This window comes from Rhizobium sp. USDA 3886 (assembly GCF_056279785.1).
In genome coordinates this window covers 2,462,511-2,485,342 of record NZ_JBWCDC010000003.1, presented here as the reverse complement: position 1 = coordinate 2,485,342, position 22,832 = coordinate 2,462,511, and the positions used below count along the sequence as shown (strand labels likewise).

Genomic DNA, 22,832 nt, shown 5'->3' with positions numbered 1-22,832 from the left:
TGGATGTCCGTGTCTCTACCAAGGGCAGGCCGCATCGCCATTCTCGGCACCTCGCTTGTCCAGCACAACCATATTGGTGATGCAACGTCGCTTGCCACCTCAGCGCGCGGCTGGATGAGTTGGGCCGAGGTGCTGTCGAACGGCCGGCTTTCTTGTCCCATCCATCATGATCCAGGCGTTGTTTCCGGCTGCGAGCCCAGCAATCGCGAAGGCGTCAGTCGCTGCTTTTCGGGCCTCAATTTCGGAGGTTCCGGACAGAAAGCAACCGAGATCGAGCTCCGCCTGCCGCGGCCGTTCGCATCGGATTTCGATCTGATCATCGTCGATGCCGGCACCAGCCAGGAGGCAATTGCGCTCGCGCCGTTTTGCGCCGATGACGGCTCGCTTTTTCCGTTCCAGAGCACCTCCTGGCGAGGAGCGATGAGGACACCGCCGCTGAAGCTCAAGCCCGGTGCCAAGGCGCCCGAACTTCACCTCGATGTCATCTTGCGCGCGGATGCGGGACCTCTAGAGATCAAGATTTCCCATATCGACATTCGTCCTGTTCCAAGTCCGGTACGCACATGACGGGAAGCTCGCGCAAACTAAGGCTGCTCATCGCCATGCGGGACGAACTTCCCGAGGGATTTTTCGGGCCGCGCGAATGGGTGAGGTTGAAGGCAGTGGTGGATGTTATTCCGGGTTTGCCCTTTACCGACTTCGACACGCCGACGGGTGCCGAAGCGCTTGCCAAGGCGGATATTCTTTTGGCGGCTTGGGGCACCCCGGCGTTGACGCGGGCGCGTCTCAATCGTGCGCCCCGGCTCAGGATGGTCGCCTATGCGGCAGCGTCCGTGCGCACGGTCGCGCCAGCTGAATTCTGGGATGCGCCCGGCATCCTCGTTACCACGGCCGCGTCGGCCATGGCCGTTCCTGTTGCCGAATTCACCTTTGCGGCGATCATCATGTGCGGCAAGGATGTCTTCCGCCTGCGCGACGATCACCGAGCCGAGCGAGGTGCTGGTGGCTTCGGCAGCCGGCGCGGCCTGAATTTTCCCTATCTCGGCAATCATTCCCGTCGCGTCGGGATTGTGGGGGCCTCGCGGATTGGCCGTCTGATCATCGAGATGCTGGCCCGCAGCAAATTCCAGATCGCGGTTTACGATCCTTTCCTTAAAGCGCAAGAAGCCGCGGCACTCGGCGCCATGAAGATGGAACTGCATGATCTTCTCGCATGGTCCGATACGGTTTCGCTCCATGCGCCGATTTTGCCCGAGACCCGCCATATGATCGGCGCGCGCGAATTGTCGCTGATGGCGGATCATGCTGTGCTGATCAACACGGCGCGGGGCTGGCTTGTCGATCATGGCGCGCTGCTGGTCGAAGCCCGGTCGGGGCGGTTGCGCATTCTGATCGATACGCCCGATCCCGAGCCTCTGCCACCGGATAGCCCGTTCTACGATCTTCCCAATGTCGTGCTGACCCCCCACATCGCCGGGGCTTTGGGCAATGAATTGAGGGCGCTTTCCGACCTTGCGATTACCGAGATCGAACGGTTCGTCGGCGGCCTCCCGCCGCTCCATCCCGTGCATAAGCGTGATCTGGAGCACATGGCATGAGGGGATTGGAATATTGCTTCTCCACGCTTGGCTGCTCGGACCTGAACCTGCACCAAGTGGCCGATCTGGCGAAACGAAACGGCATCGAGGCCGTAGAACTGCGTGCGCTTTCCGGAACACTCGATCTGCCGGCGGCACTTGCCGCCGAGTTCGGCAAGCCTTCCGGCTTGGCGGCTTTCCTGTCCCGTCAAAAGATAAGAGTCGCTGCGCTGAATACGTCCGTACGTCTGTTCGATGGGGCCGATCTGTCCCCGATCGAGCCATTTATCGCCTGGGCTGAGGCGGCCGGCGCCGGATATCTGCGTGTCTTCGATGGCGGCAGCCGATTGAGCAAAGTCGGTATGGTGCAAGCCGGGGACATGCTGGATGCTTGGCAGGCGATGCGGCAGTCGCGTGGCCTGAAGGTCGACTTGATGATCGAGACCCACGATGCGCTGGCGGATTTCGAGCAACTCGTTGCGTTTGTCGAGCAGGTGCCGGCAGCGCGAATTTTGTGGGACACGCATCATACATGGGCGAAGGGGGCAGGCGCCGAGGCTCTCTGGGGCCGCATTGCGGCGAGCGTCGTCCATTTACACGTCAAGGACAGCGCGCGGGATGGTGATGGGCGCCGGCATTACGTCCTGCCGGGACACGGTGATTTTCCCATGGCAGGGCTGATGTCGCTTCTTTCGTCGGCCGAGCGCCGCCTGCCGATCAGTCTGGAATGGGAGCGCCATTGGCATCCGGAATTGCCTCCTCTCGAGGACGCACTGACGGCAGCGTGTGGTTGGTGGCGACAAGGAGTTTTCTGATGCGCATAGCCGAAATCCACCTCACACCTGTCGCCATACCCGACAAACCGCTGTTGAACTGCAAGGGCGTCCACCAGCCTTATGCGCTGCGCACGGTCATCGAGGTCATTTGCGATGACGGGACGGTCGGATTGGGCGAAAGCTACGGAAGCATCAAGGCGCTGGAGGGCCTGCGGCGTGCGGCGCCCGCTTTGATAGGGCTCGATCCTTTCCATCTTCACGAGCTGAAGTCGCGCGTCATAGCGGCGCTGCCCGAAGGCGGCGGCATCAATGCGAGGTCCGCAGTCGCCGATCACAAGCTGACCGATGTGGTCGCTTCCGCCTTCGAGGTTCCGTGTCTTGATATCCAGGGCAAGCTGCTAGGGCGCCCCGTGGCCGACCTGCTCGGAGGCGCGGTGCGCAGTAGTGTCTCCTTCAGTGCCTATCTTTTCTTCAAGTTCGGCGCGCATGTCCGGCAGGAACAAGATACATGGGGCGAGGTGCTCACGCCGGAGCAGATGGTCGCCGAAGCGCGGGCCATGATCGAAGCTCACGGATTCCGCTCGCTCAAGCTGAAGGGCGGCGTGCTGCATCCAGACCTCGAAATCGAGACGATGCTGAAGCTGCGGGAGGCCTTCCCCGATCATCCACTGCGGATCGATCCCAACGGCGGCTGGACTGTCGAAACGGCCATTCATGTTGCGCGCAAGCTGGAGAACGTCCTGGAGTATCTGGAGGACCCGGTCATCGGCATGCATGCCATGGCGGAAGTCGCCGCCGCTACCTCGATCCCGCTCGCCACCAATATGATCGTGCTGGAATTCGATCAGATCGCCGAAGCCTTTCGCAAAAGAGTGGTGCAGATCGTTCTGTCCGATCACCATTATTGGGGTGGCTTGCGAGCCTCGACGCATCTCGCCAAATTATGCGAGACCTTGGGCCTCGGCGTTTCCATGCATTCCAATTCGCATCTCGGCATCAGCCTTGCGGCAATGATTCATGTGGCGGCGGCAACGCCGAACCTGAGTTACGACTGCGACACCCATTACCCCTGGATCGGCGTCGATGTGATCGAGGGTGCGCCATTCACTTTTTGTGATGGCGCCTTGACCGTGCCGGATGGTCCGGGTCTTGGCGTTACCCTTGATCGCGACAGTCTGGCCGAACTGGCGGCTCTCTATGAACAGGCGGACACGAAGGAGCGCGATGACACCGCTTACATGAAGCAGTTTGATCCGGGCTACGAGCGACGAGTGCCCCGATGGTAGTTTTTGGCGAGCTTGTGGGTCAAGTCGAGCGCTAAGCGGCGGTTAACCCCAACCGGGCTATTGGAAGGTGCGCAGGTGCCGCATGACAATGTCCCACGCGATATTCTCGTGAACGATCGGCACCAAATGCAGCTTTGCGGGGCAAAGAGCGCCATCCGCTCGATAGCGGAATGCCGATTGGACTGAAGCCTTTGCCGTCTCCGACGCAAAAGCCCAACTGGAAGGTCCGGAATTCGGCAAGCAGATGCCACCAGCGGCAGCTCTTTGCCCAAAGCAGACCGATCGACATCACAACGGGAGCCCGTTTTGCAAGTGAAATACGGAGAGGTAGCTCGCGTGGGGGCGCGAAGCGGACCTCGCAACCGTTGCAACGTTAACCGGCTGAATTTATGTGGTCGGAGCCTCGGTGCTCAACAGCGTACGGACTAGCGCGGCCTGGCTTCGCACGCCGGTCTTGTCGAAGATGCGCTGTAACTGGGTACGCAGCGTGTTGACGCTAACCTGGAGCACATCGGAGGCCGCTGCGAGTTCCAGACCATCGACGATCAGACGCGCAAGTCGGGTCTGTGCTGGTGAGAGGCTGAAGACCTCCCGCGCGCAAGCGATCCGGCGTTCGATCGTCTCAGCGTCGTCGAAGGAGATCAGCACCCTGCCATCCTCGAGCAGGACCCAGCAGTAGAGCGACACTCCCGCAGCATCCTCGCCGAGCTTCACGGCCCAGGCCTGTTTCGGCACGACGTTCAATGGGCGCTGGCTCTGCAACTCGCAGAAAGCCGAGCGCACTGCGTCACGCAACCCAACGTCGCGTTCACGCCGCCGGGCGCGCAGCCTTCCGGCGGCGGCGGCCAGGCCCGGATGGCCGAGCATGCGCTCCCGTGCAAGCCGGTTCGTCCAAAGAATCCGCACGTCTGCGTCGACTTCTATCAGCGGGCAGCTCGCCTCCTCGACCGTGCACTCCATCACCACTGCACAGCCGATCTTCCAGACGCCGTCAATCCGGTGAAGAATCCGAAGCTGGCGCTTGCGATCCTCGCCAGTGTCGCTGCCGATCTGGTCGAAAGTCACCCAAGCCATGTCCCGGTCGATGACGACGTTGACCTTTTCCCAGCGGACGCGGGCCGCAAAGGTATGTTTCTCCGGAAATCTCTCCACGATTTTCTTGATCCGTGCAGCGATCGCATCCCAGCCTTCGTCCACCCGCACGCCGAGCGAAACCCAAGCTTCCATGCGTCGGGTCTGGGGCGATTGCACCCAATGGTCCGCCCATGCTTCGAAGTCCCGCTGCAACCAGGCATCGGTCTCGGCGCGGATCACTCCCAAGATCGCCGCCGGGTCAGCCTCACTGTCTTCCATCTCGCGGCCTCCTATGGCAACGGATCGCAATATAGCATGGCTGGCTCACCAGGGCATGGTAGCGCCTCCTGTCCGGATAAGCCGACCAGAAGCAGGATCATGCTGGCGGTTACGGCGATCGGCGCGAGCAGCCGGACGCTCGGACGTAACAGGATGGACTTATCGCCATAGTATTGGTCCTCGGCAGCGGCGCTCATCCGTGGGGGATGGCGACGGCAGCGCATATGCGCGGCGACGAGAATGTGAAAGTCCATTTGCTGCCTCCCGGTTCGGGCTACATCTGGCGCATCCTCGCACGTATTCGGGCCGTGCTCTGTCATGCAAGCGGATGACATCGGGCTCGGCTCCTGGCTAGTAGCTGGCAAAGAGCCGAGACGGCATGTGGACGATCTGGCGAATAGATCGCCTGGGAAGATTGCTGTGGTGAGATGTTTCGTAAGCATTGAGATCGATGATTCTGGAAGTTGCGTCCACAGATGAACGACCGAACGCTGAATCGCACGACCACAGTCAGCGCAGACTTGCCGTTAAAGATACTCCCGAAGCGTGGTGGCATTTGCTACCGAATTCCGGGAAGGTCCTCTCGACAACCATGGCCCTAAAGGCCTGCAGGAGTAACTCGACATTGTCTGGAAAGCTGTGCTCTCCCGTGCATTTTCGAATGCGAGTGCCATTGATCCGTTGATGGCCCAGCCGATCCTTGCCCCCAGAAATGCCTTAGCGGACTGCAAACGGGGTCACGACGGGACATCGCGGCCTCAGGTCTCCTGTTGCATCTCCAGACGTGCTACGGGTCGCGGAACAAGCAGGCAGGCTGGAACGATCAATACGGCGGTCACCAGCATGACTAGGAAGGTAGAATGTAGTGCGTGCTGAAGGGCGAGCCGCAGCTCGTCTGCACTGCTGACGGCGGCACCCGCGCCATTCAGGAGAGCCCGCAGCTGCTCCGGCGTTATCGCCTGGCCGCTGGTGGTGTGCGCCAGGCCATAGGTCAGCACTGCACCAAGCACGGCTGCGCCGAGCGTGCTACCGAGGTTTCGCGAGAAGACGTTCGAGGCGGTAGCGCTGCCGCGTTCAGACCAGTTCACGCTTTCTTGGATGAGGATCAAGGCACAGATATTGAGTAATCCCATGCCAAAACCCATCACAAGTGAGCCGGCGCCAGCCAGGACAGCCGAACTGGAGGGCGTCAAGAGAAGCAGTAGGCACGTGCCCGCCGGAATGCAGACGCTGCCGGCGATCATGATGGGTCGCAAACCGAAGCGGCCAAACTGTCGGGATGCGATCGTTGCACCGCAGGGCCAACCCAGCAGCAACATGGTCAATGCGAAGCCTGCCACGAGAGGCGAGCGGTTGAGAACCGTCTGCACGTACATCGGCAGGAAGGTCGTCAGACCCATGATCGACATGCTTGCGAAAAAGACCGCCAGGTTTGCGAATGCTATCGGCCGTTTCAGCCACAGGTCAGGAGCGACCATGGGCGCTTCGGCACGGCGCTCCTGCCAGATGAAAGCGGTGAGAGTGACAACAGAGACGATGAGGGCAGCGATGGCTTGGCCCGATACGGCATTTTCCATTTCCGTCAAAGCAATCATCAACGAGGAAATCGAAATGGCGAAAAGTGCTGCGCCGAGCACATCGACAGAGACTATTCGACTCCGCTTCTCCTCGTGCAGAAACAGTATGAACCCCAATGCGGCGAGAAGTCCTACCGGCACGTTGATCCAGAATACCCAGGCCCATGGGAGATTGTGAATGATCAGGCTGCCGAGGAGCGGGCCAACGACGGCCGACAGCGCCCACACGCTTGCGAGATAGCCTTGGACCTTGCCTCGCTGGTTTCCGGGAAAAAGATCGGCAACTACGGTCATGGCGACGGGCTGAATCGATCCGGCACCGATACCCTGGAGCAGCCGAAAAGCAATCATCGACGGCATCGACCATGCGAAGCCGGCAAGCACGGATGCGAACAGGAACAATCCGATACCCAGGAGGATCATCGGTTTGCGGCCATAAATATCCGCGAGCTTGCCGAATACAACGGTGGTTGCCGTCTGCGTCAGAAGGAATGACGAGAAAACCCAGGAATAGAGGTTGATCTGCCCCAACTGGGCGGCGATTTGCGGCATCGCCGTCGAAACGATCGTTGCTTCGATGGCAATCATCGCCATGCTTGCCATGATCGCGACCACAACGAGCCCGCGATGGGAAGTTTTTTCAGACATGGATGGCTCTTCAGACAAAAAGGACGCCTTGAGGGGGAGGGGCTTGGGCGGCAATGAGGGGCTATTGCATGAGGATCTAACTACTCTTCAGATCCCTGGCGTCAAGCAACGATTGGAGTGCTATCGATCCAGGTGGCCCAGCAATATCTGTTCCTGCCGATCATCAGCTCTTATTCGCAGGCAAACAGCATTGAGTGATATCTGCAGAAGCACGTTGCGGGTCAGTCTGTCTCCGCCGACCGCAATCAGTTCGAAAGGTTCGGCCGTGTCGCCTGCCTTGACGAAACCGTCGCCTGCAGGCTCGGCATGTGAATCGGCATAAGGTCGCAGTCCCACGTTGACTGAGGCGACCAGAGCTGCGAATGCCACTGAGCTTGAGAAGCAGCCCGTATCGAAATCAGCCGGTTCCAGCGGCATTACCCCGCCATGCTGCAGGTGAAACGCCCACGGTCTTTTTGAACGCCCGGCTGAAGGCAGCCTCGGATTCATAACCAATTTCACGGCCTACAGCCGCCACCTTCATGGAGCTGTCGCCAAGGAAGCGCGCGGCAATCTGCATACGCCAGAGGGTCAGATACTGCATCGGCGCATGGCCCACGAGATGCGTGAAACGTCCCGCAAAAGCTGCGCGCGACATGCCGGCGCGACTTGCCAACTCATTCAGCGTCCACGGGTATGCGGGCTGTTCATGGAGCATGATCAAGACTTTACCGATCGCAGGATCACGCAGGCCCGAAAGCCAGCCGGTCTCATGGGCCGGCAGGCTCTCCAGATATTGGCGCATCAGCTCGACGAAAACCAGTTCGCTCAATCTCGGCCGGATGGATCCGCCGCCAACCCGCGGCCGGCGCGCCTCGGCAAGCGTGAGGTCGATGAGAGGGCTCAAGAGCCCCTCGCGCCGGTCGTGCGACCGCTTGATCCGCAGAAGGCGCGGCAGGGTCGATAGCAAGGGATTGAACGGCTGCATGTCGCAGCCGAGAAAGCCGCAGACGAATTCGCAGCGCGGATCGCCGCCGCCGCCTTCTCTGGACACGAAGGGTAGCTTGCCCGCCGCCATGTCGCGGAAAAAGTCCATTGTCGCTTCGACGTCGAATTCTGGCGCCCGGTCGGGTTCGCTGAGCATCGAATACGGATCGCCATGCGGCAGCACAAGTTTGTCGCCGGCCTCGAACCACGTCGAGGTGGCGTGTGGAATGCCGGCCCAGCCCGAGCCTTTCAGGATAATGTGATAGGATACGATATGCTGGGCGCGTGGCAGAATAATCGAGGAAAACGCCGCTGCGTGCGGCACCTCCAGGCCCCAGGGAAAGGACGCCTCCACAAGAAAGAACAGCGCTCCCGTCAGCTTGACTGTGCCCAGCACGTCCGAAAGCGGGTCGGTGCCAAGCGGCCTGTGCTGGGCACGCGGTTCCGCTGCCGCAGAAGGGCCGTCGCACCCTCGCCCATCGAGCATCTTGGACGATGCGGCAAGCGACAAAGACGTCCGCTCATGGGCCTGAACCATTTTTGAAGCATATCCTGTGCGCACCGGCATATCCAGCGAATGTGCCGCGAATTCAACGTGGAGGAAAGCCATGGTGACGCATGAGGAAGTGCGCAGTCCGTCCGAGATTTATGACGCCCATTTCGTGCCGGCGCTGTTTGCCCCATGGGGACGGGTCATCGCTGCTGAAGCCGGGGTGCAGAAGGGCGACTGCGTACTTGACGTGGCTTGCGGTACCGGCGCTCTGACGTTCGCCGCGGCTGAAATCACCGGTCCGTCGGGTTCGGTTGTCGGGCTTGACGCAAACCCGGAAATGCTGGTGGTTGCGCGCCGTAAACCTGGCAAAATCGAATGGATGGAAGGAATGGCTGAGGCGCTGCCATTGCCGGACGACAGCTTCGACGCCGTTGTCAGCCAGTTCGGCTTCATGTTCTTCGAGGACAAGCCGAAGGCGCTCGCCGAGATGATGCGGGTCCTCAAACCGGGCGGCCGGCTGGTAGTCGCAGTATGCGATGCGGTCGAGAACTCGCCGAGATACGGCGCATTCGCGCTGTTACTCGACCGGCTGTTCGGCAAGGAGGTGGGGAATGCCTTCCGCGCGCCCTTCAGCCTCGGTGATGCCGGGCGGCTGCATGAAATCTGCAATACAGCGGGTGTCGCAGGCGCAGAGGTTGTCTGCCGCGAAGGAAAAGTCCGCTTCAAGTCGATCGACGCCCTGGTGTCCGCCGAACGCGCCTGCGTGTGGACGCTCGGTGGTGTGCTCACCGACGAACAGTTCGAGGAGCTTCTCAACGAATCGAAGACGGCACTCAGGTCCTTCGTGATCGATGACGGCTCGATCGAATTCCAAATGCCGTCGCTCATCATGAAGGCACGCAAGTCGTAGTCTAAATCCAAGTTGAGAAGGCGGCTCCGGGGAATGGAGGCAGCGGCGCCTCCAGTTCTGACGAACGGTCGCCGGAAGGTCGCAAGCGTAACCAGGATTTGCTGTAGGGCTAATTCGGACGAGAGGCAGAAGGTCGAAACGAGGCCGATGATCGAAATCATCCGACGAGGGTTCGTGCACGAGTAACTAGATGACTGACCATGCTCTCGTTATCTGCTTCAAAGTGCCGCTTCCGATGAACCCGCCCTTTGTTCCGAGATGATGTCGCCATGAATGCTATGCAGCTTATATATCACGATAAAAGCGCACTGATCTCAAGCCTTCGTACGGGACTGCAGCGCCACGATAACCCGATCGGCCATGGATGAGCAGCGGGAGCCATCGAAGGGGAAGAGGGCCGAGAACGCTCCTGCAAGCTGCTTTTCTATTGCCACGCGCATCAGCTTTCGCGCCCTGTGCAGACGGGTCTTGACCGTCTCGATCCTGATATCGAGATGTGCCGAGGTTTCCTCAGTGCTCATGCCTTCCACGTCGCGGAGCACAAAGACAGCGCGAAAATCGACCGGCAACCCGTCAACCGCATGCTCGAGCAACGTGCGAACTTCACTGCGTGAAAGTTCCATCTCTGGATCGGACACAGCAAGCGACATTGGAAACTGCAACACTTGGCCTCCATGGTTCTTCAACTGCATGTCAAGGTCCTCGAGCCCGGTGGTCTTCCGTTGACGGCGTATGCGCCCGAGCGCTTCGTTGAGGACTATTCTCGTCAGCCAGGTGGACAGCCGGGCCTTGCCGCGAAACAAAGCCAGATGTGTGAAGGCCTGAACATAGGCGGCCTGCACGATATCCTCCGCCTCGGCATCGTCGCGAATGATGGCGCGCGCTGTACGGAACAGGCGTCGATTGTACCGCTGGATGATCATGCGGATCGCACGTTCGTTGCCCTCGCGTGCAAGCTCGACGAGCTGGTTTTCGGCGAGCATAAATGTTTCCAGATTCTGTCGTTCGGCCGTGACCAGTGGAATAACCATGAATTCTCCGTTTTTTTCGCTGTTGTCGGGCAGCGTCCCAGCCCTATCGCTGGACGTCCAGTCTTCCCACCATCGCAGGGTGGAAACGGCAGTAGAAATCGATGGCTCCTCTCTGCCTGACCGTCATTCGTCTCTCCGACTTCGGCGGAAGATCGACGTCGAAGCTCTTGTCGCGCGCCGTGGCTGTATGACGGAAGATATCATCGTTTCGCCAGATGATCACGTCGCCCACGTGAAGCGAGCCCGCCTGCGCACCGAACCCCATATTGGCGATCGTGATCTGATACTCTGCCGCCAAAGCAGCAGGCGATGCCATGGCGAAGGTTGCCGCAACCGCCACCGTGAGCAATACCGTTCTGAATGCCGAGGTCATCGTTGCGTCTATTTGATCGTCGAGGCCAGATGCTCAGCATGCATCTGGTGTTCCTTAAACAACGTCAGGCCGGTTTCCAGCAGCGCTTTGAGTTCGGCATTTTTTGCGGAGGGGATCAGGGTTTCCGCGAGCGCACCATTGACCGTCTTGTGGTAAGCCACCTCGTTTTCGACATAGGCCTTGTCGAAGGCGGCACTATTGAGCGCGTCGAGCGTTGCCAACTCCTTTGTCGCTTGGGAGGATAAGGACTGGCTGATCGCATTGTCTTCCGGCGTAACGTTCAGCTTCTTGACCAGAGCCAACGCCTGTTCATTGACCGCCTTGTGATCGCGTTCCATAACTTTCGCGAATGCGATGACATCGGCGTTCTTGCTTTTCCTCAGCGCCTGCTCTGCGGCGGTGACGTCGATCTGTCCAGCTGTGTAGGCGACATGGGCGATCTGCGGATCGGTCGGCTTGGCATCGTCAGCCATCGCACTGGCGGCCAATGATGCCGCGAAGAAGGTCGCTGCCAGAATGCGCTTCAACATGATCTAACTCCCTAAGGTCCAACTATTGCGCCGAAACAGGCGACGCCTGTATTCGACGACAGACATTGGATGCAGCATCCTCGGAAAGGTTCCCCGGAAATATTTGGCACGGATTCAAATGACAGAAGCGGGGTCACACGCTGGCTCACGAACTGCTTCGTGACGACCGCAAGTATCGATTAGAGGCCAGTGCCCCGGATTGCCATTCGCGGGTCAATGGTTCGAATTCACTCAAGGCGTAGAGCGTTGCAGCCGGACTGCGTAGGCATTTGAAAGGTTGCTGGGTCGGCGTGGTCAGCAGGGAGTCGCCGCATCCTCGTCTGCGAATTCAAACCGGTCAGCCAGCCGCGGCATGTGTGTTCGGCAGTTTTTCAGCTTCGGAGGGCTGCGGAGAAGTTTGATCCGCCAGCGGTGGCGATGCGGACCCTTTGCCGTGACTGCGACGTCGGATACCTCGACTTCGTGGGAAACGCACGGATCACGTTCGATACCGTCTTCATAGAGGGCGGTCGGTCTGCGGGCATAACGCGGCGAGATGAGGATTCGGCCCGAAAATGGTAACGATTGGCGGGAAATTCAGGATCGCGTTGGCTTCGGTGGGAACCGCATTATCCGCGTCGAGTCCAAAATCGATCCCGATCTTTCTGGACGGGCCCGCGGTTGCACGCGACGCGACCCAGTTCAAGGTAAGCTTTGAACAATTGAGCGAGCTCCAACGCGCTATCGATTAGGCGGTGCATCCGAAAATTGCGAGCTTTCCATAATGATCATGTTGACTCCGCCTTTCGCCCAGCCGACAAGACTGTCGGGCACAAAGGGGATAATTGATGGCTGACCAGAACAATACGGGCTCCACTACGGAGGGCGTCGAGACGAATACCCCGGCACAAAAGCCGGCGCTTAAGAAGCAACGCGCACCACGGCGTCAGAAGGCAGCTGCCGAAGCAACGGTAGTCGCCTCAGCGAAGTTGCCGAGGGGTCGCAGGAAGAGTGGCGAACACGCTGAAGAAGCGAAGCTGACGCCCGTGGGAACGGAAGTCACCGGCAAGAGCACGAGGAAGGACGCCATCGAGGCAACCGGCAGAAAGAGGACGGCAAAGCAACCCGGACCAACGGCAAAGGCGACTCTTTCGACGATGGACGAGATGGCAGACCTCATTCAGCTCGAGGAAGAGAATAAAAGGCTCCGGAAAACTGTGGCAGAAAAGCTGCGTGCGGAAAACGCCGATCTGCGCAAGCGGCTTGGACTCGATTGATCACCGGGTAACAACGGGACCGGTTGCGAGATCGGCCTCAGCCACTACATTTTCGGTAGGAGAAATTCGCCGGGCTCACGTCATGAGCTTGGACCTGAGGCTGCGGCAACGTCGCAGCGCGGGGTCACTCGAGGTCGAAGCACAATGAAATCACCATGGAAATTCCTTGCTCAGTTAACGTCGCCGCGACGACCGGCGGAAGTTCGAGAGAGTTCGGCCGGGCATAATTCCAAGCCCAGCGAAAGCGAAGCGCAACAATCGACGGTACTTCCGTTAAACTCAACAGAAGCAATCCCCGTATCCGACCGCGCCGAGAACCGACCTTTTGATCTCGGGGCAGCAACGACTTCAAACAGAAGCGAACGCCATCCGGACGCCGGGGGAGCACTCTCGACGCCAATCGATGCCGAAGACATCCAAACAGCTGCGCATCAAGAGGTCAGTCGGTCGGGTGCTGAAGCGCATGCGTTGGTGCCGCGAAGCGGCACGCGCAGAAAGTCCCCGCGAGCACCCTTGGCGAAGCTGTCAGGACGCGCGAAGAATGCCCGAACCGACATGGTTTCCCAGAGCAATGCCCCGGGGAACAAGGATGAGAGTGCGCGATCCTCGCCCTCCCGGGAAGCCTTCTTCGATGAGGTGGCAGTCCTGGACGATGAAATCAGGCGACTGAGAGCCGAGCTTGCCCAAAAGCTGCAGTTGCAGAATATTCAGCTTAAAAGGATGCTTGAGCGATTTGACGTATCGTAGGCGTGGGGACCGGCATTGAGTTCGGGCTTGCGCATTGCAAGCGACTGGTAGACAAAAACGAACGCCAGCCAGCATGCCGATTGCGGTTATCGCCCAGCCAATGATGATGGCAAGCGGAGCGGCGCTGGCCGCCGTCTTCTGAGGCAGGCTGAAGACGCCCCGAGCCAACCATCGAGCCGATGATGAGCGATCCAAGGCGAAATTTGTCCTTTGTTGCCGCCGGAGCCACGGCGATCGGCATCTTGATATCGATCGAAGCCACGGATTCCTCCTAACGTCGATGTTTTCGGAGGCAGTGAACCGGAAGCGTGATCGCGCAACTTTGATGCCGGTCAAAGCCGAGATCGCTTCGGCAATGATTGTCTCCGCCGTATGCGGAAGACGGCCTTTGCCCTTGCCGCGTGACGAAGGCCGGGGTGCTAACGAACTGACAAGATCCCGGATTGGCGATACCGGCGGATGAGCGCATAGACCGTCCGCTCCGTAAGGCCGAGTACCCTTCCAGCTCGTCGCGCAAGATGCGCTGGCGCAGCCGGCAGTTCAGCGAGCGGGCGGATAACTACCACGCTCCGCTTCGCCTCCTCCCACGCGACATCGGACAGACCGATGGCGCCTTGTTCCGGGATCAAATCGGCTTTGGGCAGACAAGGCTTTCCAAGGCGGCAATTGTCCGCATGACGCACATCGACTACGGGCGGGAGATGGCCTTCGTGGCGGTCAATCCGGCAGGGCAGCTTGTGGGCGTTTCCCGTCTCGTGATTGACGCGGGGCGGGAGTGGGGCGACTATGGCCTGCTCATCAGGAGCGACCAACAGCGCATCGGCTTGGGAAGGGCGCTCTTGCAGCAGCTCCTGCTGTTCGCACGCGCAGAAGGTCTGGCGGAGGTCCGTGGCTCCGTTCTGCGCGGCAACGCAAAGATGCTCGGGTTGTGCCGCAAGCTTGGATTTGAGGTCGTGACCTCATCGGGCGATGCCGGGCTTGAACAAGTGCGCCTCAGGCTTGCCGATCCAAATGCGGCAGGGGGTGCGGAACAAGCGTGATCTGTCACAGGACGCCACGAACGGCAGCGGTCATTGCCCGATCCGGCTTGGGAGAGATCAAGGACGAAGGCGAAGAAACAATGTAGCCTGATATTCTGAACAACCGCGGAGGCCGCACATGACCAGTTTGCACATGCCACTTCCATTTTCGCAATTCAGCCCCTTCGGCGCTGCCATTTTGGCAGGCACGAGGTTTCAAGCCGGGTTCGCCGGTGCGGCGCTTCGGTTTCAGATCGAGGGCCTCACGTTCTGGCTCGATCGCATCGAGAAGGACGTCGCGTTTGTCGGCGCCCTGACGGGCGCGCAGGCCGCACCTGACGCATTAGACGTTGTCAATGATTTCTCAGCAGAAATGATCACGGACTATGCGCGCGAAAGCAGCCGATTCTTTGCCGTTGCGGCAAAGGCTGCGAAAGAGACCGAGACAATCGCACGCGGCGAGGCCTTGCGAACGATCGACGACATCGCCGCCAGTTCGGTTGCTCCCTGACGCCTGCATACAGTACGTCGGTCGTCTGCTAGCTGGGCGTTGCGGCCTCGCTCTCCATGGCTTCGGCAGCAGTGTACATGAGGTCGTGCATCTTTTCGCGAATGAATGCTTCATCGGCAGCCTGGCCGGCGGCATTGAAGTCCACGACAATCTTCCGCAGCAAATCCTGATCTTCCGGTGAGGCGAGGGCCGTTGCCACAACCTCATCCACATAAGCCTCGAGGTCGTTTCGGCCGATCGAAGCCGCAACCCATTCTGCCAACAGGCGGTTTCGGCGGGCCCGAACCTTCAGTGACCGCTCAAGGTCGAGAATGTACTTGTCTTCAAGCGCCCGTCTTCTATCGTCCAAGGATGTCATGCGAAAGCTCTCCTTTGTTCTCGCCGCGCGCAAAGAGCCGGGTGCGGTCGAGTGCGACCAGATGAAAACAGGACTTGCTTGTGCGCCATGACCTTACCTCCGTTTGAGGCGACTATACGCGCGCGACGGCAAGACGCTTTGATAGCGATCAGGCTCGCCATTTGAAAACGCTGTGACAGGGCCTGCCGTTCCCGACTTGTTGTTCGATTGAGCAATTTGGCCGACCGCAAGGACCGCGCTGATGGTGGCTGCCGGATGAGCCACCTCTCTCCGAGGATGACTTATATCAAGGATGACCGTCGCCACTGCCAATAGAAGACGACGGCAGTGAATTTCGAACCACGCCGAGTGGAAACGTATTTCTCCATTTGAGCGACCCGGTCAGACCACGAAATAGCTCGCACCGTGCCCGCTTCTTTCTTCGTCCAAGGTTTTTCCGTCATCTCCACCGCAAGCCATCATGGACCAGAAGCGCTCGGCCGATTTGCAAACAGACTTGGCAACAGGTTTATATGGGACCATGGTCATTGCCATTATGTCATCCACTTCGGCTATCGATGTTGTGAAACGTCCTCGTTTGTTGCCGCAAAGAAGTTTTCCGGACTATGCTTATCTGCCGGGTCGGCAGCCGCATCCGGTGCGTGATCCCGCGGGGCACAGCTATCATGTCGGACCTTTGCCCCTCGCAGCAAAGGCATCGTTGGATTCTGACGCCTTCGCCTGGGGCGAAGATCTCTTCAATCACGGCTATTACTGGGAGGCGCATGAGGCTTGGGAAGGCCTTTGGCAGGTAGCGGAACGCGGCAGTGCAATGCGCATGCTCCTGAAGGGATTAATTCTGGTTTCGGCGGCGGGTGTGAAGATCCGCGAGGGTAAACATGACGCAACCGTACGTCATGCCGGACGCGCCGCCGCATTGTTTCGCCGATTGGTGTTAGGGCCGCGTCACCCCTTCGCGCGGGCACTTGGCATGTCGCCGGCGGTGCTTGCTGAGCACGTGGAAATAGCCGCGAGAACGCCCGCTGTTTTAGCGTCGACGATGCCGGGACAGCCTGAACCGGTGTTTGATTTTATCCTCGGGGCAAAATCACGTGCGAGAGGGCAAGCTCACCTTTAGCTTTTCTGAACTGCAAGCGCGGCTTCGGTGTGGCCGCAGGCGAGAAAGGGACGCCGGGGGTGCTCGGTGACCGCGACCGACATCGGCAAAAGAACGCCGAGCAACGCGACGGCAATGGATAGCAGGTCGTAGTTCCGTGCGGTCGGCCAGCGCCTCAAGGCCAGCCAGCACGCTGAACAACGCAAATGGCGTGAAAATTCCAAACCGCACCGCAACGAGTTCGGAGAACACATCCGGCATCATCGTGGCGTCGCCGAAGAACACCGTAGATCAGCGTGCCGATCAGAGCCCAGATGGCTGCGAGCCTGACCCCGCTTGCCGCATAGTCGCAAAGGAAAGCCGCCTCAACGCTTGGTATAAAACGCAGCAGCCTAAATCCGTTGCCGATTTGACGATCGACGTCCTCTAGCGTTGCGACGCCCATCATCTCCGGTTCAAGAAGCAGACTTACGTCTGCGTAACAAAAAAGTCTGAATACGTCCTAAAGAGCTATTATGCGCGCCTCACGTTGTTGGGAATGTCCTGATCCCGAGGCATCCCACTATCTCGCCATCCTAGCGCGAGTCGCGCTGAAGCCAAGTCGCTCCGAGATCTCGTTCGAAGCCGCAAGAAGGCTCTCGAGATACTGCGTGCGATTGCGCAATCCGTCTTCCTTTGGCGCAACCAGACAAAGAGTTGCCACCGCTTGGCCGTCGACCTGTTTTACCGGAGCGGCAAAGCAATGGGTAAAATTCTCAACCGCGCTATTGAAGGTAAAATAGCCGTCGATCGCCGCCTGCCTAACCTCGGCTATGAACTTCGCCGGATCAAGGGGATTGCCATTCGGCAGCACAAAGTCATCTGCTGGGATGAAATCGAGAATTTCGCTGTCTGTCAGATGTGAGACGAGGAGCCGTCCAGAGGCCGTCCATGGGATCGGCACCAACTCGCCAATGTTGGACGAAATCCGGAAAGGCCTGATTCCCTCCCTCATCATCGCCACGGTATATTTGTTGCCCTCCAATAGGCACATCTGCGCTGTCTCACGGGTTTCGGTGGCAAGACGCACCAGCATCTCTTCGGATTCGCGCATCAGATCGAACTGATCGGCGTAAGCCGTGCCGAGAAAATACAGCTTCCGCCCAAGGAAGACCCGCCCATCACCGCCTTGGTAGTCGAGCATGCCGTGGCGCAAGAGGAGATTGACCAACTCATAGACCGAAGAGCGGGGAGCACCAATTTCAACGGCGATCTCGTTTGGTCTCATCGGTAGACGCTTGACCCGCAGAAACTCAAGAATCTCGAAGGCGCGATCAAGCCCACGCATGCGTCGCGATGTGATGTCCTCTGCGCTGTCGGCCATAATTACCTCGTTCGATGTCGGACACGACCCGTACAGGGCCGCATCCCATGACCTCACGTCCTGTCGGCACGATAGGCGATGCAGTCCACTTCGACTTTGCAATCGACCATCATCCGCGACTGGACGCAAGCGCGCGCTGGCGGGTTTTTCCCGAAGTACTCGGCATAGACCCCGTTGAAGCTCCAGAAATCGCGCGGATCGTCGAGCCAAACACCGACACGCACAACGTCCTCGATTCCATAGCCTGTCTCGTCCAGGATGGCGATCAGGTTTTCGATTGCCTTGCGGGACTGGGGGATAATGCCCCCGCCGATGATTTCGCCCTTCTCCATCGGCACCTGGCCCGATACGTGAAGCCAGCCATTAGCCTCAACGGCGCGGGCAAAGGGCAGGGGTTGTCCGCCAGCCCCGGTTTCTCCGACGCCGTAGCGCTTGATAGTCATACGATCTCTCTTTCTTTTTTTGGAAAGCAATGGTCGATCACCTGGTTCCCGTCAGTTGAAACTGGACGTTCTCAGGAACTCGGCCAGCCGCTCGGTCTTCGGGTTTACGAACATCTCTTTCGGAGGTCCTTCCTCACAGATCACACCCTTATTCATGAAGATCACGCGGGAGGAAACCTCGTAGGCAAAGCGCATCTCGTGGGTGACGAGCAGCATGCTCATACCATCGGCCGCCAATCCCTTGATAACCTGCAAAACTTCGCCGACGAGCTCCGGGTCGAGCGCGGAGGTGACTTCGTCAAACAGCATCAGGCGCGGGTTCATCGCGATGGCACGGGCAATCGCAACGCGCTGCTGCTGTCCACCGGAGAGCTGGCCGGGGTAGTGATCGGCATGAGACGCGAGACCCACTCGCTCGAGCCACTTTTCCGCGATGGCGCGCGCCTCCTCGCGCGGCATCTTCTTGACCTTCACCAGGCCGAGCATGACATTGCGGGCGGCCGTCATATGCGGGAACAGGTTGAATTGCTGGAACGCCATTCCGGTCAGCGCACGTTGACGCGCGATATCCCGTTCGCTCTTGCGTTTGCGGATCCCACCTGACTGCTCGTAGCCAATCTCTTCACCCTCCAGAAGGATGCGCCCGCCTTGGAATTCTTCGAGCATGTTGATGCAGCGTAGCATTGTTGTCTTGCCGGAGCCCGACGAGCCGATGATCGAGATGACCTCGCCCTGGTGCATGGTCAAATCAACGCCCTTCAGCACTTCAACCGCGCCATACTGTTTGTGGAGCCCCTGAATTTCGAGAAGTACCTTGCTCATGGTTGAGCCCTCACGACGGTACGGCTGTCTTGCGCTCGACATATTTGCCGAAACGCTCGATGCCGTAATTGATTACAAAGTAGAGAAGCCCCGCAAAGAAGTAGAACTGGAGGCTCATGAAATTACGCGAGATGATCTCCTGCGTTCGCAACAGCAGTTCGGCCACTCCGATCACCGAAAGAAGCGTCGAGGCTTTGACCATTTCTGCCGCGGTGTTAACCCAGGCGGGTAGGAACTGACGCAACGCTTGCGGCCACAGGACATAGCCAAACGTTTGTCCAAAGGTGAGGCCGATCGCTTTTGCCGCTTCGGTTTGGCCCACGGGAATGGCCTGCAGGCCGCCGCGTACTATTTCTCCGACATGTGAGGAGCAGAAAACTGCCAAGGCGAGCACACCTGCCTGGAATGGGCCGAGTTCGATTCCGACGGTCGAAAGCACATAGTAACTTGCCAGGACGAGCACCAGAACCGGTGTTCCTCGGATGAAGTCCGTGTAGGCTCGGACGATCAGCCGCAGTATGCGATTGCCGTAGACGAGCGCCAGCCCGACAAGAACTCCGAGCAGTGACCCAACGATGATCGCAAGCAGCGAGATCGAAACCGTGGCGCCGAGCCCCTTCAGGATAACGAAGCGGGCAATCCAAAGCTGGTCGAGAAAAGGAGAAATGCTTGCCATGGGCATCACCTCGGAACGGCAAGGCGGCGCTCGACGACGCGCATCAGCGCGGCAAGCACAGAGCAGGTTGCGACATAGAGGCCCGAGGCGACAAGCCAGGTCTCGATGACGCGGAAGCTCTCGACGTTGATCTTCCTCGCTTCAAACGTCAGCTCCGGCACGGCAATTGCGGCTGCGAGCGAGGTATCCTTGAATAAGGAGATGATCGTCGAAGAAAGCGACGGCAATACATTGCGCAGCATAAGTGGCGTGATGATTGAGACGCGAATTTGCGTCGGCGTCAGCCCGATCGCAAGACCGGCTTCCGTCAGGCCTTTTTGAATTGACAGCAATCCGGCCCGGAACACTTCCGCAAGATAAGCGCCGGAGTAGATCGATAGCACGCCGATGAAGCTCTGGATCTTGCCGAGCCGAACGCCCAGCTGCGGCAGGGCAAAGAAGGCGAAGAGAACGAGGACGAGAATCGGCAGATTCCGAATGATCGTGACATAGAGCGCAGCCGGTCTCTGCACCCAGCCGTTTTTCGATGTCAATGCAAAGGCAATGAGCAGACCGAGCGCTGCACCGATGGCGATGGAAACGAAAGCCAGACCGAGACTGAGCAGCAAGCCTTCCAGGAGTTGATCGAAGCTGCGCCAGACGGCGGCGAAATTAAGCGTATAACCCATGGCGCAGTCCTGCAATCAAGGGCGAGGAAAGGACGGAAGGAGACCCTTCCGTCCTAGACGACTTTACTTATATTCAACCGGAAAACCGATCTGCGGTGGCGTGAGATCCTTGCCAAACCAAGTCTTGTAGGACTTGGCATAGAAATCGAACTCGACACCGGTCATTGCTTCGTGCAGGGCGGTGTTGACGAAGTTCAGCCAGTCCTGATCGCCGCGCTTGACGCCGCAGGCGTAGCTTTGTGGATTCCAGCCATAGCCCGCGTCCTTGTAGCGGCCACTGTTCTGCGTCATGTACCAGGCAAGCGAGGACTGGTCCGTCGCAACCGTATCGGCGCGGCCGGATTCCAGCGCCTGATAGATGAGGTCCACCGATTCATACTGGTCCACGGTCGCTTCCGGGAGAGCGGCATGAACCATCGATTCCGCATAGACGTTCTGCAGCACTGAGACAGTCACGGAAGAGCCCGCAGCCTTAAGTGCAGCATAATCTGCATACTTGCCATCAGACTTCAGCATCAGGCCCACGCCCTCGCGGTAGTAGGGAATCGTGAAAGCAACCTGTTGCGCGCGTTCGCCCGTGACGGTCATGAATTGGCAGGTGAGATCCACCTTATCGGTCGTGATGTTCGGAATGCGGGCGTCGGACGACTGGTTGACGAACTCGATCTTGTCGGGATCGCCGAAGAGCGCCTTGGCCACGATGCGGCCCATATCGATGTCAAAGCCCTGGAGCTTGTCGTCGGCACTCTTGAAGTGCCAAGGCGCGTTGGTGCTGCCGGTACCCATGACCAGATGGCCACGGGACAACACTTCATCGAGCCTGCTCTTTGCCTCTTGAGCAGCGGCCGGCATTGCGGAAAGGACGAAAGCGGTGGCCAGCGAGAGCGCGCTGGTGCGCAGTGAGATGGTCATGATGTTCCCCTGATGAACAGTTCTTTTTTGATGTCCAATATATCGGACATGAGTCCGCGTTATCGGATTGACGTAGTGAGCGCCAAGATGCATAGATTGTCAAGGGATGATGTATGGTGAGAAGCGCGGTTCAGATTCAGACGAGTTCGATCAGCACTCAGTGGAGCACTTTTGAGCATGGCAACGATGTCATTTCATGGGCTGAATACACCCGTCGTTCTGGTCGATTTGGATATTGTTGATCGCAATATCCGTCGATTTCAGAACTATGCGGATGCGCATGGTTTGAAGGTGAGGCCACATATCAAAACGCATAAGCTTCCCGCCATTGCAGAGATGCAGTTGCGTGCAGGTGCGATCGGCATCACCTGCCAGAAGCTATCTGAAGCGGAAGCCATGATTGCGGGCAGCCCGGAGATTAGGGATGTTCTGATTACCTACAACATTCTGGGTGCTGAAAAACTGAAGCATCTGAAAATCCTGGCCCGCCAGGTCGCGTTGAGTGTCGTTGCCGACAACGAGACTGTAATTGATGGACTCTCGTCCGCTTTCGCAAATGAGCCAACGCCGCTCAGGGTCCTTGTCGAATGCAATACAGGCGCAGACCGTTGCGGCGTCGCAAGCCCGGAGGAGGCCTTGTTGCTCGCGCATACGATCGCCGCCGCACCCGGCCTCGTGTTCGGTGGGTTGATGACATACCCCCCGGTCAACGGCGCTGATGCAGTTGAAAGCTTCATGACGCAAGCGAAAGCTCGCATTGAGGCAAGTGGCCTCGCAGTCCCGGTGATTACGTCCGGAGGAACCCCTTCAATGATGGACGCAGCCGACGCGCCCGTAACAACGGAATACCGGCCAGGCACCTATGTCTATAACGATCGATCACTCGTTTCACGCGGTGCCTGCGGTTGGGAAGACTGCGCGCTGACGGTGCTGGCTACTGTTGTGTCGGTTCCATCAAGCAATCGCGCAATTATCGACGCTGGCTCGAAGGTGCTCACCTCCGATCTGCTTGGACTTTCTGGTTACGGACATGTGGTCGGTCGGGACGATATCGTAATAGATCAGCTTTCTGAAGAGCACGGGCGGCTGGTTGCCGACGGGCTAATTGGCCTGAGTGTTGGTGACCAAGTCCGGATCGTCCCCAATCACGCTTGCGTTGTCTCCAATATGGTTGATCGTCTCGTGGTGATGAGCGGCGGCTTCCAACAGCCGGAGATCTGGCCGGTGGTTGCGCGCGGACAGATTGTTTGAAACGCCGGTCATGCAAGACCGCCCCTTACGTGCGAGTACGAGGTCGAGACGATCTTCTCATTCAACCGCGCGGGTCGGAACACAGGCTTTCCGTCGTTGTGATTGTGGAGAACATCAACGGCGTTGAATCTCCTAATAAGGAAAACCTCCGCCCTTCCGAACCGACTAAATGTGCAGAAGTTAGTTAGAC

The 22,832-nt window shown here is 58.9% G+C and carries 27 protein-coding genes; 11 read left to right on the top strand and 16 right to left on the bottom strand.

The annotated features are described in order from the left end of the window. Positions 1-3 precede the first annotated feature (3 nt). Genes ACZ9BX_RS34990 through ACZ9BX_RS34975 form a run of 4 tightly spaced genes read left to right on the top strand, consistent with a single transcriptional unit; the run spans position 4 to position 3,639 of the window. Positions 4-567, top strand: a complete 564-nt coding sequence (locus ACZ9BX_RS34990) for a hypothetical protein (protein WP_476222932.1) — start codon at positions 4-6, stop codon at positions 565-567. After that, complete coding sequence (locus ACZ9BX_RS34985) at positions 564-1,598, top strand: hydroxyacid dehydrogenase (RefSeq protein WP_476222931.1); 1,035 nt, start codon at positions 564-566, stop codon at positions 1,596-1,598. Before ACZ9BX_RS34990 ends, ACZ9BX_RS34985 begins: the two co-directional genes overlap by 4 nt. Continuing rightward, a complete protein-coding gene (locus tag ACZ9BX_RS34980) occupies positions 1,595-2,392 on the top strand; it encodes a sugar phosphate isomerase/epimerase family protein (RefSeq protein ID WP_476222930.1) in 798 nt (265 codons plus the stop codon). The genes ACZ9BX_RS34985 and ACZ9BX_RS34980 overlap by 4 nt, the downstream gene beginning before the upstream one ends. Further along, complete coding sequence (locus ACZ9BX_RS34975) at positions 2,392-3,639, top strand: glucarate dehydratase family protein (RefSeq protein ID WP_476222929.1); 1,248 nt, start codon at positions 2,392-2,394, stop codon at positions 3,637-3,639. Before ACZ9BX_RS34980 ends, ACZ9BX_RS34975 begins: the two co-directional genes overlap by 1 nt. Before the next feature lie 387 nt (positions 3,640-4,026). Here ACZ9BX_RS34975 and ACZ9BX_RS34970 read toward each other — a convergent pair whose 3' ends face one another. The 5 genes from ACZ9BX_RS34970 to ACZ9BX_RS34950 form a co-directional block, all read right to left on the bottom strand. Next, the gene (locus ACZ9BX_RS34970) at positions 4,027-4,992 is read right to left on the bottom strand and encodes a LuxR family transcriptional regulator (protein WP_476222928.1); all 966 of its coding nucleotides are present in this window, start codon (positions 4,990-4,992) and stop codon (positions 4,027-4,029) included. Between the two features lie 11 nt (positions 4,993-5,003). After that, a complete protein-coding gene (locus ACZ9BX_RS34965; protein WP_476222927.1) occupies positions 5,004-5,246 on the bottom strand; it encodes a hypothetical protein in 243 nt (80 codons plus the stop codon). Positions 5,247-5,750: 504 nt separating this feature from the next. Continuing rightward, positions 5,751-7,217 (bottom strand): MFS transporter, encoded by a 1,467-nt coding sequence (locus ACZ9BX_RS34960; protein ID WP_476222926.1) that lies wholly within the window; start codon positions 7,215-7,217, stop codon positions 5,751-5,753. A 120-nt stretch (positions 7,218-7,337) separates the two neighbouring features. After that, on the bottom strand, positions 7,338-7,634 hold the full coding sequence (locus tag ACZ9BX_RS34955) for a hypothetical protein (protein ID WP_476222925.1): 297 nt from the start codon (positions 7,632-7,634) through the stop codon (positions 7,338-7,340). Next, entirely contained in the window at positions 7,615-8,721 is a 1,107-nt protein-coding gene (locus tag ACZ9BX_RS34950) for an AraC family transcriptional regulator (RefSeq protein ID WP_476222924.1), read from the bottom strand. Before ACZ9BX_RS34950 ends, ACZ9BX_RS34955 begins: the two co-directional genes overlap by 20 nt. A gap of 70 nt (positions 8,722-8,791) precedes the next feature. Here ACZ9BX_RS34950 and ACZ9BX_RS34945 point away from each other — a divergent pair, with 70 nt between their 5' ends. Then, positions 8,792-9,586 (top strand): class I SAM-dependent methyltransferase, encoded by a 795-nt coding sequence (locus tag ACZ9BX_RS34945; protein ID WP_476222923.1) that lies wholly within the window; start codon positions 8,792-8,794, stop codon positions 9,584-9,586. Positions 9,587-9,900: 314 nt separating this feature from the next. Here ACZ9BX_RS34945 and ACZ9BX_RS34940 read toward each other — a convergent pair whose 3' ends face one another. The 3 genes from ACZ9BX_RS34940 to ACZ9BX_RS34930 are packed head-to-tail and all read right to left on the bottom strand — an operon-like array spanning position 9,901 to position 11,520. Further along, on the bottom strand, positions 9,901-10,617 hold the full coding sequence (locus ACZ9BX_RS34940) for an RNA polymerase sigma factor (protein ID WP_476222922.1): 717 nt from the start codon (positions 10,615-10,617) through the stop codon (positions 9,901-9,903). 43 nt (positions 10,618-10,660) lie between these two features. Beyond that, positions 10,661-10,990 carry a cupredoxin domain-containing protein gene (locus tag ACZ9BX_RS34935; RefSeq protein WP_476222921.1) on the bottom strand — a complete coding sequence of 110 codons (330 nt, stop codon included), beginning with the start codon at positions 10,988-10,990 and terminating at the stop codon, positions 10,661-10,663. An 8-nt stretch (positions 10,991-10,998) separates the two neighbouring features. Next, complete coding sequence (locus ACZ9BX_RS34930; RefSeq protein ID WP_476222920.1) at positions 10,999-11,520, bottom strand: DUF4142 domain-containing protein; 522 nt, start codon at positions 11,518-11,520, stop codon at positions 10,999-11,001. A gap of 827 nt (positions 11,521-12,347) precedes the next feature. On the opposite strand from ACZ9BX_RS34930, the gene ACZ9BX_RS34925 reads away from it, so the two are divergent. Both ACZ9BX_RS34925 and ACZ9BX_RS34920 read left to right on the top strand, forming a co-directional pair. Next, complete coding sequence (locus ACZ9BX_RS34925) at positions 12,348-12,776, top strand: SyrB-like regulator (RefSeq protein ID WP_476222919.1); 429 nt, start codon at positions 12,348-12,350, stop codon at positions 12,774-12,776. A 144-nt stretch (positions 12,777-12,920) separates the two neighbouring features. Continuing rightward, complete coding sequence (locus ACZ9BX_RS34920) at positions 12,921-13,523, top strand: hypothetical protein (protein ID WP_476222918.1); 603 nt, start codon at positions 12,921-12,923, stop codon at positions 13,521-13,523. Here the strand turns inward: ACZ9BX_RS34920 and ACZ9BX_RS34915 are convergent. After that, entirely contained in the window at positions 13,489-13,785 is a 297-nt protein-coding gene (locus ACZ9BX_RS34915; protein ID WP_476222917.1) for a hypothetical protein, read from the bottom strand. The two genes, ACZ9BX_RS34920 and ACZ9BX_RS34915, sit on opposite strands and share 35 nt — an antisense overlap. A 181-nt stretch (positions 13,786-13,966) precedes the next feature. Here ACZ9BX_RS34915 and ACZ9BX_RS34910 point away from each other — a divergent pair, with 181 nt between their 5' ends. Both ACZ9BX_RS34910 and ACZ9BX_RS34905 read left to right on the top strand, forming a co-directional pair. After that, the gene (locus ACZ9BX_RS34910) at positions 13,967-14,563 is read left to right on the top strand and encodes an N-acetyltransferase family protein (protein WP_476222916.1); all 597 of its coding nucleotides are present in this window, start codon (positions 13,967-13,969) and stop codon (positions 14,561-14,563) included. 118 nt (positions 14,564-14,681) lie between these two features. After that, positions 14,682-15,053, top strand: a complete 372-nt coding sequence (locus tag ACZ9BX_RS34905; RefSeq protein ID WP_476222915.1) for a hypothetical protein — start codon at positions 14,682-14,684, stop codon at positions 15,051-15,053. A gap of 28 nt (positions 15,054-15,081) precedes the next feature. Here the strand turns inward: ACZ9BX_RS34905 and ACZ9BX_RS34900 are convergent, their stop codons facing one another. Further along, the gene (locus ACZ9BX_RS34900; RefSeq protein ID WP_476222914.1) at positions 15,082-15,411 is read right to left on the bottom strand and encodes an ATPase inhibitor subunit zeta; all 330 of its coding nucleotides are present in this window, start codon (positions 15,409-15,411) and stop codon (positions 15,082-15,084) included. A 460-nt stretch (positions 15,412-15,871) separates the two neighbouring features. Between ACZ9BX_RS34900 and ACZ9BX_RS34895 the strand changes: the two genes are divergently transcribed. Beyond that, complete coding sequence (locus ACZ9BX_RS34895; protein ID WP_476222913.1) at positions 15,872-16,528, top strand: DUF309 domain-containing protein; 657 nt, start codon at positions 15,872-15,874, stop codon at positions 16,526-16,528. Positions 16,529-17,069: 541 nt separating this feature from the next. On the opposite strand, the gene ACZ9BX_RS34890 is transcribed toward ACZ9BX_RS34895, so the two are convergent. The 6 genes from ACZ9BX_RS34890 to ACZ9BX_RS34865 all read right to left on the bottom strand — a co-directional run bounded on the left by ACZ9BX_RS34890 (position 17,070) and on the right by ACZ9BX_RS34865 (position 21,391). Then, on the bottom strand, positions 17,070-17,870 hold the full coding sequence (locus ACZ9BX_RS34890) for an IclR family transcriptional regulator (protein ID WP_476222912.1): 801 nt from the start codon (positions 17,868-17,870) through the stop codon (positions 17,070-17,072). 53 nt (positions 17,871-17,923) lie between these two features. Then, a complete protein-coding gene (locus ACZ9BX_RS34885; protein ID WP_027509151.1) occupies positions 17,924-18,313 on the bottom strand; it encodes a RidA family protein in 390 nt (129 codons plus the stop codon). Between the two features lie 51 nt (positions 18,314-18,364). After that, positions 18,365-19,135 (bottom strand): amino acid ABC transporter ATP-binding protein, encoded by a 771-nt coding sequence (locus ACZ9BX_RS34880; RefSeq protein ID WP_476222911.1) that lies wholly within the window; start codon positions 19,133-19,135, stop codon positions 18,365-18,367. Positions 19,136-19,145: 10 nt separating this feature from the next. Further along, on the bottom strand, positions 19,146-19,817 hold the full coding sequence (locus ACZ9BX_RS34875; RefSeq protein ID WP_476222910.1) for an amino acid ABC transporter permease: 672 nt from the start codon (positions 19,815-19,817) through the stop codon (positions 19,146-19,148). After that, a complete protein-coding gene (locus tag ACZ9BX_RS34870; protein ID WP_476222909.1) occupies positions 19,817-20,479 on the bottom strand; it encodes an amino acid ABC transporter permease in 663 nt (220 codons plus the stop codon). Before ACZ9BX_RS34870 ends, ACZ9BX_RS34875 begins: the two co-directional genes overlap by 1 nt. A gap of 63 nt (positions 20,480-20,542) precedes the next feature. Continuing rightward, entirely contained in the window at positions 20,543-21,391 is an 849-nt protein-coding gene (locus tag ACZ9BX_RS34865) for a transporter substrate-binding domain-containing protein (protein ID WP_027509155.1), read from the bottom strand. Between the two features lie 186 nt (positions 21,392-21,577). Between ACZ9BX_RS34865 and ACZ9BX_RS34860 the strand changes: the two genes are divergently transcribed. Continuing rightward, on the top strand, positions 21,578-22,642 hold the full coding sequence (locus ACZ9BX_RS34860; protein WP_476223131.1) for a D-TA family PLP-dependent enzyme: 1,065 nt from the start codon (positions 21,578-21,580) through the stop codon (positions 22,640-22,642). Positions 22,643-22,832 lie beyond the last annotated feature (190 nt).